Consider the following 15,441-nt stretch of genomic DNA (forward strand, 5'->3'; position numbering starts at 1 on the left):
TACAGGCCCCTGCGGCTGGCGGTCTGTTACTTGGGCGGTGCCAAAGGTAGCAGGGTGTTGGGGTCGATCGCCTGTTGCGCCGTGAACTTGGCGCGGTCAGCTTCTGGTGAAAGGCGGGTCACAGGTACCGGGGTGAGCTTGCTGGGTGGCAGGGGCTTGGTGGATACGGCGGCGCCGGCGGGTTTGGCGGGCGTCTTCTTGGCCAGACGCTTTTTTTCTTCCGGGCTCAGGGCTTGGTAGGCTTCCCAGTTCGCCGCCCGCTCCGCGGGGGTCACTTTTTTGGTTTCCGCGAAGTTCAGGCGGGCCATTTCGCGAGCACGCGGTTTGAGTGCTGCCCATTCGGCCATGCGGCCGTGCATTTTGGCTTGTTCAGCCGGGGCCAGTTGGGGGTAGTTTTGAGCCAACGCAATCCATTTACGTTTGTGGCCGTCATTGAGAGTGTCCCACGTGCCCTCAAGGGGTTTGAGCGACTGCCGCTGCACGGCACTGAGGTCTTTCCACCCCAAAGCCATGAGTGGTGTACTCAAGGGCTTGGGGGGCGCTGCGGGAGTGGCTTGTGCCAACGCAGGCAGGGGCACGGCAACGGCCATAAGGCAAATGACTACCCACTTGGCCATCGGCTTTGCGGTCTTTGGTTGTGGTGCAGTCTTGCGCATGGATGGCAGTGGGTCTTGCAAGCAGAGAGGTTTAGCTACTATTCGGCGCGGTTCAGGCGCAAGTACTGGGCGAAACCAGGGTCGGTAAACGCATCTGGTGGCAGGTCGTCGGTGAGCAACTCGACATCCACATCGGCGATTTCCTGGGCGCGGAAGTCGTCTTGCACAAAATCAATGGCCACCAAACCAGCGACCAGAGCCAACAAAGGCAGCCAGGCGCCCAACAAGCGCCATTTGCCGCGCAAACCATCGCCAAGCTGCAAAGCGGCAGAGCCGCCCGATGCGACAACGGCCGACGCGAGCTTCACCTGTGCTTGGCGGCGTTTCTCCAGTGCCAGCATGCGGGCCGCTTTGAGGCGTTCGCTCACGTCGTGCGGGAGTTGTTGCGACGCATCATTCAGTCGCGAAGCAATGGCGTGCCCCAAATCGGTCTGGTTGGCAATGCGGTGTTTGGCGTGTTGTGTAGCTGTCATAGTCGTATTCCCTTCGCCTTCAGGGCGGCGCCCAAGGCATGTACCGCCCGAGAGCAGTGTGTTTTAACACTACCCTGGGAGCATCCCATGGCGGCGGCCGTCTCTGCGACGTCCATGTCCTCCCAGTAACGCATCAAAAAGGCTTCACGTTGACGCGCAGGGAGTTCCAGAATTTCGGTTTCTATAGCCCGCAAGGTTTGTGCCCGCTCGAGTTGGGTCTCAGAACTCTCGTTTTGTTCCGGAACGCTCTCAGAATGCAGGGTTTCCAGCAAGTCAAAGTCACCATCTTCACCCGAAGATTCGAAGTCGCCCATGGTGGAAAACAAGGCGTTGTAGGTTTTTTGGCGGCGGAACCAATCCAGAGTGCAGTTCGACAGAATGCGCTGGAAAAGCATGGGCAGCTCATTGATGGGTTTGTGCCCGTAGTGTTCTGCGAGTTTCATCATGCTGTCTTGCACGATGTCCAGCGCTGCCTGCTCATTACGCACGTGATAGACCGAACGTTTGAAGGCTCGCCCTTCAACACTCTTCAGAAAATCGGACAACTCTTGTTCGGTAGCCAAGCGGTGGGGCCTTTGCGTACGGGTTTGCCGCTGCCAACAGGGCTGAGCGCGGACGGATTATGGCATCGCACTGTGCTGATTTGACGTGGCTTTGGGGCAGGCTCAAAACCAATGCGATAATCCGCATGCAAATTAAAAGGCAAACGGGTCCTGGTCCGGCGCAATATTCGATGCGTCCATGGCTTGGATCTCAAGTCCCGACGCGACTCCACAAGAGTTTGTGAAGGGGCACCCAAGGTTTTTCGTTAGAGAAATTCACAAAGGTTCATCATGGAAATCACTAAAGCTGAAATCGCTTCAGCATCTTCTGCGTCCAAATCTTCTGCCGCCACTTCTGCTGTGCCCGAACTGCGTGGCGCTGAGGTGTTGGTCAAATCCCTGCAAGCCGAGAACGTCAAGTTCATCTGGGGCTATCCCGGTGGTGCGGTTTTGCACATTTACGACGCGTTTTACAAGCAAGACACTATTCAACACGTGCTGGTGCGCCACGAACAGGCGGCCGTACACGCAGCTGACGGCTATGCCCGTGCCACAGGTGATGTAGGTGTGGCATTGGTTACTTCTGGCCCTGGCCTGACCAATGCGGTGACCGGTATTGCTACAGCCTACATGGACAGCATCCCCATGGTGATCATCAGTGGGCAAGTCCCCACGCATGCCATTGGTCTGGATGCCTTCCAGGAATGTGACACCGTGGGCATTACCCGCCCCATCGTGAAGCACAACTTCCTGGTCAAGGACGCCAAGGACATGGCCGAGGTCATGAAGAAGGCCTTCCACATCGCGCGCAGCGGCCGCCCTGGCCCGGTGGTGGTGGACATCCCCAAGGACGTGTCTTTCAAGAAGGTGCCTTACCACGGCTACCCCGAGACCGTGGAAATGCGCTCTTACAACCCGGTGCGCAAGGGCCATGGTGGCCAGATCCGCAAGGCCTTGCAGCTTTTGTTGGCGGCCAAGCGCCCTTACATCTACACCGGCGGCGGCGTGTTGCTGAGCAACGCTTCGCAAGAGCTGCGCACGCTGGTGGACATGCTGGGCTACCCTTGTACCAATACGCTGATGGGCCTGGGCGCTTACCCCGCCAGTTCTTCCAAGTTCCTGGGCATGCTGGGCATGCACGGCACCGTGGAAGCCAACAACGCCATGCAACACTGCGATGTGCTGCTGGCCGTGGGTGCCCGTTTTGACGACCGCGTGATCGGCAACCCCAAGCACTTCGCGCAAAACGAACGCAAGATCATCCATATCGATATTGATCCCTCCAGCATTTCCAAGCGCGTGAAGGTCGACATCCCGATCGTGGGTGATGTGAAAGACGTGCTCAGCGAGATGATCGCCATGATCCGCGAAGGCAGCGTCAAACCGGACGCCAACGCCCTGGGCGCCTGGTGGGACACGATTGAAGGCTGGCGCAAGCGTGACTGCATGAAGTACAGCTTGGGCAATGGCGACGTCATCAAGCCCCAGTACGTGGTGGAAACGCTGTGGAACATGACCAAGGACGCGGACACCTACATCACGTCCGACGTGGGTCAGCACCAGATGTGGGCCGCGCAGTACTACAAGTTTGACGAGCCACGCCGCTGGATCAACTCCGGTGGCCTGGGCACCATGGGTGTGGGCATTCCCTATGCCATGGGCATCAAGCTGGCCAAGCCTGACAGCGAAGTGTTCTGCATCACCGGCGAAGGCTCGGTGCAGATGAACATCCAGGAGCTGTCCACCTGCCTGCAGTACAACACGCCGATCAAGATCTGCTCGCTGAACAACCGCTACCTGGGCATGGTGCGCCAGTGGCAAGAGGTGGAGTACGAGGGCCGGTACAGCCACAGCTACATGGATGCACTGCCCAACTTCGTGAAGTTGGCCGAGGCTTACGGGCACGTGGGCATGCTGATCGAGCGTCCAGAAGACGTCGAACCGGCATTGCGCGAAGCCCGCAAGCTCAAGGACCGCACGGTGTTCATGGACTTCCGCACCGACCCCACGGAGAACGTGTTCCCCATGGTGCAGGCCGGCAAGGGCATCACCGAGATGCTGCTTGGCGCGGAGGATCTGTAAGTCCTTTACAAGCCATTTGGCAGTCTAGCTCTCATGAAATATGCGCTGGCTGCTATCATTTTTGAAGAATCTATTGTCTGCCAAGCCGTGCGGTTACCGCCGCACGGGGAGGGCAACGAAAAGAGGAATCGGTACTTATGAAACACATCATTGCAGTTCTGCTGGAAAACGAGCCTGGCGCTCTTTCCCGCGTGGTGGGCCTGTTTTCGGCCCGTGGTTACAACATTGAATCGTTGACCGTGGCGCCCACGGAAGACCCCAGCCTCTCTCGCATGACCATCCAGACCACCGGCTCGGATGACGTGATCGAGCAGATCACCAAGCACCTGAACCGCCTCATCGAGGTGGTGAAGGTGGTAGACCTCACCGAAGGCGCCTACATCGAGCGCGAACTCATGATGGTCAAGGTGCGTGCGGTGGGCAAGGAACGTGAAGAGATGAAACGCATGGCGGACATCTTCCGCGGCCGCATCATCGACGTGACCGAGAAGAGCTACACCATTGAGCTCACGGGTGACCAGTCCAAGAATGACGCATTCCTCGAAGCCATTGAGCGTGCTGCCATTCTGGAGACGGTACGCACCGGCTCCAGCGGTATTGGCCGGGGTGAGAGAATCCTGCGGGTTTAGTTTGTCAGGTCCGAGCGCGCGTTTCGACAGGCTCAACGCGAACGGACCTTGCTCTGGCGATCAACGTACACCGTTCGCCCTGAGCCTGTCGAAGGGCATTTCGCCAAACCATTTTTAGGAGAGAAGTAATGAAAGTTTTTTACGACAAAGATTGCGACCTGAGCCTGATCAAAGGCAAGACTGTAGCCATCATCGGTTACGGCAGCCAAGGCCATGCCCACGCACAAAACTTGAACGACAGCGGCGTGAAGGTCGTGGTCGGTCTGCGCAAGGGCGGTGCTTCTTGGGACAAGGTTGGCAAGGCCGGCCTGAACGTGGCTGAAGTCAACGATGCTGTAGCTTCCGCTGACGTTGTGATGATTCTGTTGCCTGACGAAAACATCGCTGCCGTCTACCGCGAAATCGAACCTCACCTGAAGAAGGGCGCGTCCTTGGCTTTCGCCCACGGCTTCAACGTGCACTACAACCAAGTCGTGCCTCGCGCCGATTTGGACGTGTGGATGGTGGCTCCCAAGGCTCCAGGCCACACCGTGCGCAACACTTACACCCAAGGTGGCGGCGTGCCCCACCTCGTGGCGGTGCACCAAGACAAGTCCGGCAAGGCCCGTGACTTGGCCCTGAGCTACGCGATGGCCAACGGTGGCGGCAAGGCCGGCATCATCGAGACCAATTTCAAGGAAGAAACCGAGACCGACCTGTTCGGCGAACAGGCCGTGCTGTGCGGCGGCGCTGTCGAACTGATCAAGATGGGTTACGAAACCCTGGTCGAAGCTGGCTACGCCCCTGAAATGGCCTACTTCGAGTGCCTGCACGAGCTGAAGCTGATCGTCGATTTGATCTACGAAGGCGGCATTGCCAACATGAACTACTCCATCTCCAACAACGCGGAGTACGGCGAGTACGTGACCGGCCCTGAGGTGATCAACGCCGAATCCCGCGTCGCCATGCGCAACGCCCTGAAGCGCATCCAGAACGGTGAATACGCCAAGATGTTCATCTCGGAAGGCCGTTTGAACTATCCCAGCATGACTGCACGTCGTCGCAACACCGCCGAGCACAGCATCGAAGTGGTGGGTGCCCAGCTGCGCGCCATGATGCCTTGGATCGCCAAGAACAAGCTGGTGGATCAGACCCGCAACTGATTCTTGCGTGAGATGTGAAAAGGCCACTTCGGTGGCCTTTTCCTTTTGTGGGGCTTGTGCTTTTGCACGCTTGGGCTGGCTTACACTGGTATGTGTTGGTGGCGTGAGGTCTTCTTGGATCAATGGGATCTGGAATACTTGGCGTCGATCAAGGAGAAACTATGCATGATGGTTCTGATTTAAAAGACAACAGCCCAGAGGGTGTTGTGATTCCCAAGCGGCGCAAGGGCATTTATGTGCTGCCCAATTTGTTTACGCTTGCGGCTTTGTTTGGTGGCTTCTACGCCATTGTGATGGCCATTAACGGCCGTCTTGACCAAGCAGCCGTGGGCATTTTTTGTGCAATGGTGCTGGACAGTCTGGATGGCCGTGTGGCGCGCATGACCAACACGCAGAGTGCGTTTGGCGAGCAAATGGACTCCCTGTCTGACATGGTGTCCTTCGGTGCAGCGCCAGCCATCATCTCGTATGTGTGGGCTTTGCAAGGTCTGGGTCGCTGGGGTTGGATTGCCGCCTTTGTGTACTGCGCCTGCGCTGCACTGCGCCTGGCGCGTTTTAATGTGAATACGACTGTGGTGGATAAACGGTACTTTCAGGGCTTGCCCTCGCCAGCGGCGGCGGCGTTGGTTGCCGGGTTTATCTGGTTGCTCACTGAGAATGGCCTGAAGGGCACTGGTGTGCTGGAGTTGGGTGCTCTCGCCTTGTCCGTTCCATGGGTAATGTTTGCGCTGGCCTTGTACTCTGGCCTCACCATGGTGACCAATGTGCCTTTCTACAGTTTCAAGGATGTCAGCATGAAGAAGAGCGTGCCTTTCGCCGTGATCGTGCTGATTGCGCTGGGCATTGCGGTCATCAACATTGATCCGCCGACCGTGATGTTTGGCGTTTTCGTGGTGTACGGCCTGAGCGGGTACGTGGTGTATGCCGTTCGGCGTGCGCGTGGTGTTCGCACCAGTGTGATCAGCACCTCCACCGACGAGCCCGAAGAGCGCGGCTTGCACATGTGAATGGAAGAATGAGGAGAAGCGGTATGACAGACAAATTGATTATTTTTGACACCACCTTGCGCGATGGAGAGCAGTCGCCCGGTGCCTCCATGACACGCGACGAGAAGCTGCGCATTGCTCGCCAACTCGAACGATTGAAGGTGGATGTGATCGAGGCTGGTTTTGCCGCAAGCTCCAACGGTGACTTCGAGGCAGTCCAGCTGATTGCCAACACCATCAAAGATTCCACCATCTGCTCCCTGTCGCGTGCCAATGACAGAGACATCTCACGCGCTGCTGAAGCACTCAAAGGAGCCAACAGCGCACGTATTCACACCTTCATCGCAACTTCCCCTCTGCACATGGAAAAGAAGTTGCGCATGACCCCAGATCAGGTGTTTGAGCAAGCCAAGCAGTCGGTGCGTTTCGCGCGTAACCTTGTTCCGGATGTGGAGTTCAGTCCCGAAGATGGCTATCGCAGTGACGTAGACTTTTTGTGCCGTGTGCTGGAAGCCGTGATTGCTGAGGGTGCCACCACGATTAACGTTCCTGACACTGTGGGATATGCCATTCCCGAGTTGTATGGCCATTTCATCAAGACGCTGCGTGAGCGTATTCCTAACTCGGACAAGGCCATTTGGTCTGTACATTGTCACAACGACTTGGGCATGGCGGTCGCCAATTCGCTTGCGGGCGTCAAGATTGGCGGAGCACGTCAAGTGGAATGCACTATCAACGGTCTGGGTGAGCGTGCAGGTAACTGCAGCCTCGAAGAGATTGTCATGGCGGTCAAAACCCGCAAAGACTATTTCGGCCTTGAGCTGGGCATTGATGCCACGCATATCCTTGCCGCCAGCCGCATGGTGAGCCAGACCACCGGTTTTGTGGTGCAGCCCAACAAGGCGGTCGTTGGGGCCAATGCATTTGCGCATGCCTCAGGCATTCACCAAGATGGCGTACTCAAAGCGCGTGATACCTATGAAATCATGCGCGCTGAAGATGTGGGCTGGACCGCCAACAAAATTGTGCTGGGCAAACTCAGTGGCCGCAATGCGTTCAAGCAGCGCTTGCAAGAGCTCGGCGTGCAGTTGGAAAGCGAAGCAGAAATCAACGCTGCCTTTGCCCGATTCAAAGAGCTGGCTGACCGAAAGAGTGAGATCTTTGACGAAGATATTCTTGCCTTGGTCAGTGACGATAGCGTGACGCTGGAAAAAGAGCAGTTCGGCTTTGTTTCGCTGTCGCAGCACAGTGAAACGGGTGAGCGGCCCCATGCTTCGGTGGTGTTCACCGTCGCGGGCAAAGAGGTCAAAAGCGAATCGGATGGCAACGGCCCGGTGGATGCTTCGTTGAAAGCCATTGAAGCCCATGTGAAGAGCGGCGCAGAGATGGTGCTTTACTCGGTAAATGCCATCAGCGGATCCACAGAGAGCCAAGGGGAGGTGACGGTACGACTGCAAAACAGTGGCCGTGTTGTCAATGGCGTAGGTTCAGACCCCGACATCGTGGTGGCCTCCGCCAAAGCCTATTTGAGTGCTTTGAACAAGTTGCAAAGCAAATTGGATAGGGTTGCTGCCCAAGGATGAGGCCAAGATTCAAAATATTCTTGAGGTTTGCCCTGCAAGTTGTTGATCTAACATAAGTTTTCTGTTTAAACTGCGCCTATAACTGTTGGGTATGTGGGGGAATTCGGTTTCCCTGCCTCTGGAAGGACTTATGTTGAAACGCGGACTTGTGCAACTTTGTGTGGGTGGTTTGGTGGCTGCCCTCATGTTTTTGCCTCAAGATGGGTCAGCCGCCCAGCGCAAAAAATCGAGCTCCTCCCAATCCGTCGCCAAGAAGTCCTTGGTTAAAAAAGCAGCGGTTAAAAAGGCCGCTCGCCCTAAAGCCGTGCGGAAAGTGGTTGCAGTAGCGCCGCCCCGTCCTTCCTATGGGCAACTGGCGGGCTTGCATGGCATGCAGGACGAGTTGGATCTTCGATCGAGTGTCGCCCTGGTGGTAGACCAGGACACCAATGAAGTCTTGTTCAGCAAAAATGAATCCGCAGTGCTGCCGATTGCATCCATCACCAAACTGATGACTGGTGTGCTGATCAGTGAGGCACAGTTGCCAATGGATGAGTTGATCACCATCACCCAAGCCGACGTCGATACCGAGAAGGGAAGCTCATCACGTCTGCGTGTGGGGACCGAGTTGAGCCGCGGAGAACTGCTGCATTTGGCTTTAATGGCGAGTGAAAACCGTGCCGCACACGCATTGGGCCGTACGTTTCCCGGTGGTTTGCAATTGTTTGTCAACCAGATGAACATCAAAGCCAAACTGATGGGTATGCAAGACACCCGATATGTTGAGCCGACAGGGTTGTCCAGCAAAAACCAGTCCAGTGCCAAAGACTTGGCGACCCTGGTTAACTATGCGCACAGCGATCCTGTTTTGCGTGAGTTGTCCACTTCCACTGGCTACCAAGTCGCCGTTGGCAACCGCACTTTGCAGTACAACAATACCAACCGCTTGGTCAAGAATCCTTCGTGGGACATTGGGTTGCAAAAAACCGGTTACATCACCGAGGCCGGACAATGTTTGGTCATGCAAGCCAAGGTAGCAGGCCGCAAACTCATCATGGTGTTTTTGGATTCGGCAGGCAAACTCAGTCGCATCGGTGATGCAGAGCGCGTTCGCAAGTGGGTAGAGGCTAACCACACTCCTGTGGTGCGTCCGGCGCCCTTGGCAAGCCGGGAGCACGCTCGCCGCGGCTAAGTGGTACGAAGGTTGGCGCCGTGGGGCGCCAACCATTACTTTTTGTGGCCGCGGTAACCCAGAGTCTCTGATATCAAGCGGGCCGTGTCCTGCAATTTGGGCAGCCAGTCATCTTCCAAGCGGCCGGAAGGTGCCGAAATCGACAGGCCAGCAACCAGCTTGCTTTGATCGTCATAAATGCCTGCAGCCATGCAGCGCACACCCAGCTCCAACTCTTCGTTGTCGCTGGCTTGGCCATACTGGCGCACCTTGGAGAGTTCGCGTTCCAGGGTCTCCAAGTCTGTAATGCTGTTCTTGGTGTGCCCCTGCAGGCCCGTACGCGTAGCGTAAGCGCGTGTGCGCTGCGGGTCATCGGCCGCAAGAAACAGCTTGCCCACGGAGGTGAGGTGCAGGGGAGCCCGGCCACCAATGGCGCGTACCACTTGCATGCCTGATCGTTCACTGTAAGCACGTTCTACATAAATGATTTCGTCTCCCTGACGCATGCTCAGGTTGACCGGTTGCTGTGTCAATTTATGCAGCTCCCGCATGGGGATCAGTGCTGCGTCCCTTACGTTCAAGCGCGCTTTCACCAAATTGCCCAGCTCCAACAATCGCATGCCCAAGCGGTAACTGCCTGATTGCGGTCGATCTACGTATCGCCCGGCGACCAAATCATTCAGGATGCGGTGGGTCGTGGAGGGATGCAGGCCGGCCTTTTCGCTGATTTCCTTCAAGGGGATGGCGTCCTCACGCGACGCCAGCACATCAATCAGAGTGAACATGCGTTCAATCACTTGCACCGTAGGGGTGTTGGGCGGGTCGAGGTCTTTTTTGGTCATAGTCGGTTAGTCATCCGATGTTAACCCCCTGCTGGCCCTAAGGAGATTGGCGTGTGGTGTCCGGCAGACGTATTGGCGTTTGAGGTAGTCACCGGGCCGGGAGTCCACCGCCCGTTTTCCAAGAGCTCGTAGGGCTGGAACAGCGACTTGTAGCGCATCTTGGGGCTTTCTTCGATCCAGTACCCCAAGTACACGTACCGCAAACCCAAGCGTTTGGCCTGGTCCAATTGCCACAGGACATTGAAAGTGCCGTAACTGGCGTGTGGCTCGGGCGAGAAAAAGGTATAGACCGCGGAAATACCATCGTCAAGGACATCAAGGATGGAGACCATTTTGAGCTCACCGGGCTCTTCGGAGGTCGATGGTTCCCTGAACTCTACCAATCGCGAATTCACCCGGCTCTGCAGCAAAAACTGGACGTATTGGTCCACGCTGTCCTCGTCCATGCCTCCGCCCGCGTGGCGGCTCGTTTGGTAGCGCAAGTACAGTGCGTAATGTTCGGCCACATAACCAAGCTTGCGTACCCGGACCTCCAACTGCGCATGTTGGTTCCAGGCCCTGCGCTGGCTGCGGTTGGCTGCAAAACTCTCTGCATTCACGCGCAACGGCGTGCAAGCCTGGCAGCCGTCGCAATAGGGCCGGTAAGTGAACATGCCGCTGCGGCGAAAGCCTTTGGCCACCAGACCGGAGTAGGCGTTGTTGTCAATCAGGTGGCTGGGAGTGGCCACTTGCGAGCGTGCTTGCCGATGTGGCAGGTAGCTGCAGTCGTAGGGCGCAGTGGCATAAAACTGCAAGGCCTGTAGCGGTAGATCAGTCAGGTCCGTCATGGAGGCTGTGCATCAGGCAGACAAAAGTTCGCTCCAGTATAGAGGGCTGAAGGTCCATTCGGGGGCGTGGGCCTGCCGGGCTTGGCGGACATGTTGTACAAAATCAGCACGAGGCATCTCTCGTGCACCCAAGGAGGCCAGGTGCTGAGTGTTTTGTTGGCAGTCCACCATGCCAATGCCTGTGTGCCTGCAAAAGGCAATCAGGGCTGCCAATGCAATCTTGGACGCATCGGTTTGTCGCATGAACATGGACTCGCCAAACACTGCCTGCCCCAGGTTGACGCAATATAGGCCCCCTACCAACTCGTCTCCAGACCAAGTTTCCACGCTATGGGCCAAGCCCCCTGCATGCAAGCGGGTGTAGGCGTCCACCATTTCATCCACGATCCAGGTGCCAGCTTGCCCTCGACGCGAGGACTCGGCACAGGCCCGGATCACGTGCTCAAATGCAGTGTCCATACGCACTTCGCAGCCCGGCGTCCGCGTAAATGCCAGCAATGTCCTGCGCAAGGATCGATGCAGCTTGAAGTCTTGCACCCGCAGCACCATGCGCGGGTCGGGGCTCCACCACAGAATGGGCTGACCCTTACTGAACCAGGGGAAAACCGCTTGGCTGTACGCGGCCTGCAAGGTAGCCGTTGTCAGGTCTGCGCCAGCGGCCAGCAGCCCTGGCGCATCGGTGTCCACACCCCAGGCGTCGCGGGTGTCAGGAAAGGGCATGCCTGGGTCCAGCCATGGCAGTGGGGGGGGGTGACGGGGCACGGTGTAGAGAAAATGGTAATAAATTGGTGGGTGAGCGCCGGTGAGCGCCGCTTCACGGGTTAGAATACCAGCTGTCGGCGTGTAGCGCAGCCTGGTAGCGCACCTGCTTTGGGAGCAGGGGGTCCAAGGTTCGAATCCTTGTACGCCGACCACCATTCCAAAACAAAGGCCCCGTAGTGTCGTGACTGAGGGGCCTTTGTTCTTTCTGTCCGTAGCTCAGTTGGATAGAGCAACAGCCTTCTAAGCTGTGGGTCGGGGGTTCGATCCCCTCCGGACAGGCCATTTGGCTGCCGGCTTCTCCCGTCTTTTATTGTCCCTGCACCCATAAGCGTGCCGCTTCGGCACGCAATTGCTTCCGGATACGTGCGGCACGCATATGCTTCCAAAGCTCAACCGCGGAATATTCTGTGTTTCGTGCGTTAAATGAGCAAAAGCTTACGCAAGTATTCGTTCGGAGCGCGGATTCTTCTAAAAGCCAATTTCGAAACGGCACTCTTATGAAAACCGCGGCACGGAAATGCTTCTGTAGTTCAATCTCTTTCACATATTGAAATCAGTCGGAGTGATGTAGATGCAGATCCGAACTGCGCCATTGCATCATTCCTTATGCTGATTGCAGACATTCGGCTCAAATTCACCCGAATGGGGGATAGCCGGGGCCTGTAAACATTTGTAAAGTGCTTTTCATTTCAACCGGCCCTCATTAGCGAAGGGAGTCGTGATTTGAGGGAGCTTTGTGATCGAGACAGCCAGCCCAAGCGGGGCAGAAAACAACACAGCCGACGTTTCTGCATCGGCCACTACAGAAGTTGGAACCAAACCAGTGACTCCCTCATCCGGAGTCGCGGCCCTGTCCTCCCTCTGCGCCGTTGCCCGCTTCCACCAGATCGCCTCCGACCCCGCCACCCTGGCTCACCAGATGGGCATTGCCAGTACGGATGCTGTAACCACCGCTGACCTGCTGGGTGCTGCCAAACACCTGGGCTGTCGGCGCGCATCCAATATTCCTCAGCAGTGCGCGATGAACGAATACTCAGGGAATGCAGCCAGTCTTGAACGACTGACCTGTGGATAAGTTTATCCCAACGGTAGTTTTGTGATGAACTTTCTGTTCATTCAAAACCAGCGTGGGAAGCCGCGCAGGGCGTAGCCCGAAGCGGATTTCCACGCTGAGAACGTCTCAGAATGGCTCCTCTTTTTCAGTGGCTTTGGGCCGCTTGGTTTGTTCCCTTGCCTTGATCCTGGATTTGGCAGTTGCGCTGCTGTGGCGGAATCGGTATGACTCGTTTCCAGTCTCCACAATGTGGCAATGGTGCGTAAGCCGGTCCAACAGTGCCGTAGTCATTTTCGCGTCGCCAAACACGCTGGCCCATTCCGCGAACGTCAGGTTGGTGGTGATCATGACGCTGGTGTGCTCGTACAGCTTGGACAGTAGGTGAAACAGCAAGGCACCTCCAGCCTGGCTAAATGGCAGGTAGCCCAACTCATCCAGAATCACCAAGTCCATGCGCATCAGTGCAAAGGCCAGCTTGCCTGCCTTGCCCGCAGCCTTCTCTTGCTCCAGCAGGTTTACCAGATCCACTGTGGAGTAAAACCGCACCCGCTTGCTGTGCTGGGTAATCCCCGCCACGCCCAATGCTGTTGCCAGGTGTGTCTTGCCGGTTCCCGTGCCTCCGATGAAGACCACGTTGTGTGCAGCTTCTGTGAATGACAAGGTTGCGAGTTCTTTGATCAGACCTTGGTCCACCTTGGAATGATCGAACTCAAACCCTGCCAGATCACGGTGCACCGGGAACTTGGCACTGTGCAATTGGTAGCGGATGGACCGCATGGCACGGTCGGTGTGTTCCATATCCAGCAAGTGCTCTACCAGCCATCGTGCGGTTTGCAGACCCGCAGAATTGCCCTGTGCGACCAGGTCATCCCAGGCGCTGGACATACCGTACAGGCGCAAGTCCTTCAGCTCTGTGGCGACTTCACGCATGATTCACCTCCGCACGCAAGGTGTCATACCGACCAGCATCAGCAATGGGCTCTTCATTTACCTCCAAGTGGGTCTCTACGGATTCGGGGGGCGTCGCTGACTTCAGCCGGTTCAGCACGTTTTCAACATGCTCGGCGCTTGGGTTGCCCGACTCCAGGACCAGTTCCACGGCCACCAGCACCGCTTCCAGACCGGACCTGGGAACGGCCGCCAGTACCTTGGCCATGACCCGATCGCCCCCTTCATGTTTGAGCAGCAAAGCCCGCAACCGCATGAGCGGTTGCGGCATGTCTGCAAAGGGCGCGCCGTTGCGCAGGGCACCAGGCTTGCGTTCGATGATCGGGATGTAGTGCTGCCAGTCGTAGCGTGTTTGCTTGCGCTCAAAGCAGCGCACATGGCTGGCCACCAAGGCGTCGTGCGCGACGAAGTCAATGCGTTCCGGGTACACCCGCACACTCACAATCTGACCGACCAGTTCACAGGGTACGGAGTAACGGCTTCTGTCATAGATCACCAAGCTGGTGCTGCTGACCTTGCCCAGCGTTTCCACATACCCGTCAAATGGCGCCACCATGGGCATGAGGCTGCTTTGCTCATGCTCGAGTATCTCCGCGATGGTGTGCTCTGTGAATTCCGTATGCCGCAGTTCGTTCCACAGAGCCCGGCACCGTGCCAGTAGCCACAAGTTGAGCTCGGTGAAGGAGCCGAACCTCTCCTTGGCTGCGTCCTGCCAAATCCGCAACCGACTGTCCTGCACGTTCTTCTCCACCACGCCTTTCTCCCAGCCACTGGCGACATTGCAGAAGTCCGGATCAAACAGGTAGTGCGAGGCCATCGCTGCAAAGCGTGTATTGACGACGCGGCTCTTGCCCTTGTTGACCTTGTCCACCGCCGTGCGCATGTTGTCGTAAATGCCCCGTCTGGGGATCCCGCCCAGCGCCATGAACGAACGGGTGTGCGCATCGAACAGCATTTCGTGGCTCTGGGTGGGGTAGGCCTGCAGCACAAAGGCACGGCTTGCACACAACTTCAGGTGTGCGGCCAGAATCTTGCGCCACACCCCGCCCACGAGCAGCCGCTCCTCGCTCCAGTCAAACTGGAATGCTTCCCCGAGCTCAAACCGCAAAGGAACAAAGGCCTTGACCACGGATTGACCACCAGCCTCTCGCCACTTGCGAACAAACTCGGTGACGCGGCTGTAGTCTCCGTCAAATCCCTGCGCCTGGATGTCCTTGAATAGCCTCAGTGCAGTGCGCCGGTCACGCTTGGGGCGCCGACTATCCACCTCCAGGGCCTTGGTCAGTTGCGCCGCAAACGGCGCAATCTTGGTGTCATCTGCTACTCGCCGCGGGTACTTCGGTTCCGTGCGTTCAGCCGCATTGAGCCATTTGCTGATCGTCTTTCGGGTAAGCCCCGTGCGTCTTTCAATCTCCGATACCGACAACCCGTCACGGTAAAACAAGCGTCGAACAATGCCCAAATCTTTCATGGTGATCATCTCCTTCGGTCCTGCTTAAAAAAGAAGCAGGCAGGTTAATCACCCTGAGTAATTTTTAGCGCGCGCTACTCATGAATACTGGGGAAATTTGATCGCGCGCCAACACGCTATGCCCCTTGAAAGCGTGCGTAAGGGCGAAAAATGTCGGATTCGAACTTTGTGCTGAATGGATAGTACGTACTACTATCCATTCAGCACATGATGTTTTGGATTGTACGAACCAAAAAAAACCGCAGTCCAGAGGGATGCGGTTTTGGGGTTGACGAGTTGCAGCAGTAGATATGA

Annotated in this window: 15 protein-coding genes and 2 tRNA genes; 9 read left to right on the forward strand and 8 right to left on the reverse strand. The window is 56.9% G+C overall.

The annotated features are described in order from the left end of the window. Positions 1 to 26 precede the first annotated feature (26 nt). The 3 genes from U5O12_RS11685 to U5O12_RS11695 form a co-directional block, all read right to left on the reverse strand. Complete coding sequence (locus U5O12_RS11685) at positions 27 to 617, reverse strand: DUF3106 domain-containing protein (protein WP_322578805.1); 591 nt, start codon at positions 615 to 617, stop codon at positions 27 to 29. Positions 618 to 694: 77 nt separating this feature from the next. After that, complete coding sequence (locus U5O12_RS11690; RefSeq protein ID WP_322578806.1) at positions 695 to 1,129, reverse strand: DUF3619 family protein; 435 nt, start codon at positions 1,127 to 1,129, stop codon at positions 695 to 697. Then, positions 1,126 to 1,692 carry an RNA polymerase sigma factor gene (locus U5O12_RS11695; protein WP_322578807.1) on the reverse strand — a complete coding sequence of 189 codons (567 nt, stop codon included), beginning with the start codon at positions 1,690 to 1,692 and terminating at the stop codon, positions 1,126 to 1,128. The genes U5O12_RS11690 and U5O12_RS11695 overlap by 4 nt, the downstream gene beginning before the upstream one ends. A gap of 270 nt (positions 1,693 to 1,962) precedes the next feature. Here U5O12_RS11695 and U5O12_RS11700 point away from each other — a divergent pair, with 270 nt between their 5' ends. From U5O12_RS11700 to U5O12_RS11725, 6 genes are all read left to right on the forward strand, one after another. Then, positions 1,963 to 3,753, forward strand: a complete 1,791-nt coding sequence (locus U5O12_RS11700) for an acetolactate synthase 3 catalytic subunit (RefSeq protein ID WP_322578808.1) — start codon at positions 1,963 to 1,965, stop codon at positions 3,751 to 3,753. Positions 3,754 to 3,890: 137 nt separating this feature from the next. Continuing rightward, positions 3,891 to 4,382 carry an acetolactate synthase small subunit gene (ilvN, locus tag U5O12_RS11705; protein ID WP_294768691.1) on the forward strand — a complete coding sequence of 164 codons (492 nt, stop codon included), beginning with the start codon at positions 3,891 to 3,893 and terminating at the stop codon, positions 4,380 to 4,382. A gap of 128 nt (positions 4,383 to 4,510) precedes the next feature. Continuing rightward, positions 4,511 to 5,524 carry a ketol-acid reductoisomerase gene (gene ilvC, locus U5O12_RS11710; protein ID WP_322578809.1) on the forward strand — a complete coding sequence of 338 codons (1,014 nt, stop codon included), beginning with the start codon at positions 4,511 to 4,513 and terminating at the stop codon, positions 5,522 to 5,524. 161 nt (positions 5,525 to 5,685) lie between these two features. Beyond that, positions 5,686 to 6,531 (forward strand): CDP-diacylglycerol--serine O-phosphatidyltransferase, encoded by an 846-nt coding sequence (gene pssA / locus U5O12_RS11715; RefSeq protein WP_322578810.1) that lies wholly within the window; start codon positions 5,686 to 5,688, stop codon positions 6,529 to 6,531. Between the two features lie 23 nt (positions 6,532 to 6,554). Then, positions 6,555 to 8,093: a 2-isopropylmalate synthase gene (locus tag U5O12_RS11720; RefSeq protein ID WP_322578811.1), complete on the forward strand. Its 1,539-nt coding sequence runs from the start codon at positions 6,555 to 6,557 to the stop codon at positions 8,091 to 8,093. Positions 8,094 to 8,223: 130 nt separating this feature from the next. Next, entirely contained in the window at positions 8,224 to 9,264 is a 1,041-nt protein-coding gene (locus tag U5O12_RS11725) for a serine hydrolase (RefSeq protein WP_416221482.1), read from the forward strand. Positions 9,265 to 9,299: 35 nt separating this feature from the next. Here U5O12_RS11725 and U5O12_RS11730 read toward each other — a convergent pair whose 3' ends face one another. From U5O12_RS11730 to aat, 3 genes are read right to left on the reverse strand one after another with little or no spacing between them, the layout of a single operon-like run. Beyond that, positions 9,300 to 10,085 (reverse strand): IclR family transcriptional regulator, encoded by a 786-nt coding sequence (locus U5O12_RS11730; RefSeq protein WP_322578812.1) that lies wholly within the window; start codon positions 10,083 to 10,085, stop codon positions 9,300 to 9,302. A 20-nt stretch (positions 10,086 to 10,105) separates the two neighbouring features. After that, on the reverse strand, positions 10,106 to 10,912 hold the full coding sequence (locus tag U5O12_RS11735; protein ID WP_322578813.1) for an arginyltransferase: 807 nt from the start codon (positions 10,910 to 10,912) through the stop codon (positions 10,106 to 10,108). 12 nt (positions 10,913 to 10,924) lie between these two features. Next, positions 10,925 to 11,632 (reverse strand): leucyl/phenylalanyl-tRNA--protein transferase, encoded by a 708-nt coding sequence (gene aat, locus U5O12_RS11740; RefSeq protein ID WP_322578814.1) that lies wholly within the window; start codon positions 11,630 to 11,632, stop codon positions 10,925 to 10,927. Positions 11,633 to 11,749: 117 nt separating this feature from the next. Here aat and U5O12_RS11745 point away from each other — a divergent pair. The 3 genes from U5O12_RS11745 (at position 11,750) to U5O12_RS11755 (ending at position 12,749) form a co-directional block, all read left to right on the forward strand. Then, positions 11,750 to 11,826: transfer RNA gene (locus U5O12_RS11745), tRNA-Pro, on the forward strand. A gap of 53 nt (positions 11,827 to 11,879) precedes the next feature. Further along, positions 11,880 to 11,956 (forward strand) — tRNA-Arg (locus tag U5O12_RS11750). A gap of 541 nt (positions 11,957 to 12,497) precedes the next feature. Next, positions 12,498 to 12,749 carry a hypothetical protein gene (locus U5O12_RS11755; RefSeq protein ID WP_322578815.1) on the forward strand — a complete coding sequence of 84 codons (252 nt, stop codon included), beginning with the start codon at positions 12,498 to 12,500 and terminating at the stop codon, positions 12,747 to 12,749. Positions 12,750 to 12,854: 105 nt separating this feature from the next. Here the strand turns inward: U5O12_RS11755 and istB are convergent, their stop codons facing one another. Both istB and istA read right to left on the reverse strand, forming a co-directional pair. After that, entirely contained in the window at positions 12,855 to 13,661 is an 807-nt protein-coding gene (istB, locus tag U5O12_RS11760; RefSeq protein ID WP_416221475.1) for an IS21-like element helper ATPase IstB, read from the reverse strand. Next, the gene (gene istA / locus U5O12_RS11765) at positions 13,651 to 15,147 is read right to left on the reverse strand and encodes an IS21 family transposase (protein ID WP_322578421.1); all 1,497 of its coding nucleotides are present in this window, start codon (positions 15,145 to 15,147) and stop codon (positions 13,651 to 13,653) included. Before istA ends, istB begins: the two co-directional genes overlap by 11 nt. Between the last annotated feature and the right edge of the window lie 294 nt (positions 15,148 to 15,441).

This window comes from Rhodoferax sp., assembly GCF_034519335.1.
Classification (GTDB): domain Bacteria; phylum Pseudomonadota; class Gammaproteobacteria; order Burkholderiales; family Burkholderiaceae_C; genus Allorhodoferax.

Coding starts and splice junctions, on each gene's coding strand:
- ilvC (WP_322578809.1), top strand. CDS start 4,511: ATGAAAGTTTTTTACGACAAAGATTGCGACCTGAGCCTGATCAAAGGC.
- ilvN (WP_294768691.1), top strand. CDS start 3,891: ATGAAACACATCATTGCAGTTCTGCTGGAAAACGAGCCTGGCGCTCTT.
- U5O12_RS11700 (WP_322578808.1), top strand. CDS start 1,963: ATGGAAATCACTAAAGCTGAAATCGCTTCAGCATCTTCTGCGTCCAAA.
- U5O12_RS11690 (WP_322578806.1), bottom strand. CDS start 1,129: ATGACAGCTACACAACACGCCAAACACCGCATTGCCAACCAGACCGAT.
- U5O12_RS11735 (WP_322578813.1), bottom strand. CDS start 10,912: ATGACGGACCTGACTGATCTACCGCTACAGGCCTTGCAGTTTTATGCC.
- pssA (WP_322578810.1), top strand. CDS start 5,686: ATGCATGATGGTTCTGATTTAAAAGACAACAGCCCAGAGGGTGTTGTG.
- U5O12_RS11725 (WP_416221482.1), top strand. CDS start 8,224: ATGTTGAAACGCGGACTTGTGCAACTTTGTGTGGGTGGTTTGGTGGCT.
- U5O12_RS11720 (WP_322578811.1), top strand. CDS start 6,555: ATGACAGACAAATTGATTATTTTTGACACCACCTTGCGCGATGGAGAG.
- U5O12_RS11685 (WP_322578805.1), bottom strand. CDS start 617: ATGGCCAAGTGGGTAGTCATTTGCCTTATGGCCGTTGCCGTGCCCCTG.
- aat (WP_322578814.1), bottom strand. CDS start 11,632: ATGCCCTTTCCTGACACCCGCGACGCCTGGGGTGTGGACACCGATGCG.
- U5O12_RS11730 (WP_322578812.1), bottom strand. CDS start 10,085: ATGACCAAAAAAGACCTCGACCCGCCCAACACCCCTACGGTGCAAGTG.
- istA (WP_322578421.1), bottom strand. CDS start 15,147: ATGAAAGATTTGGGCATTGTTCGACGCTTGTTTTACCGTGACGGGTTG.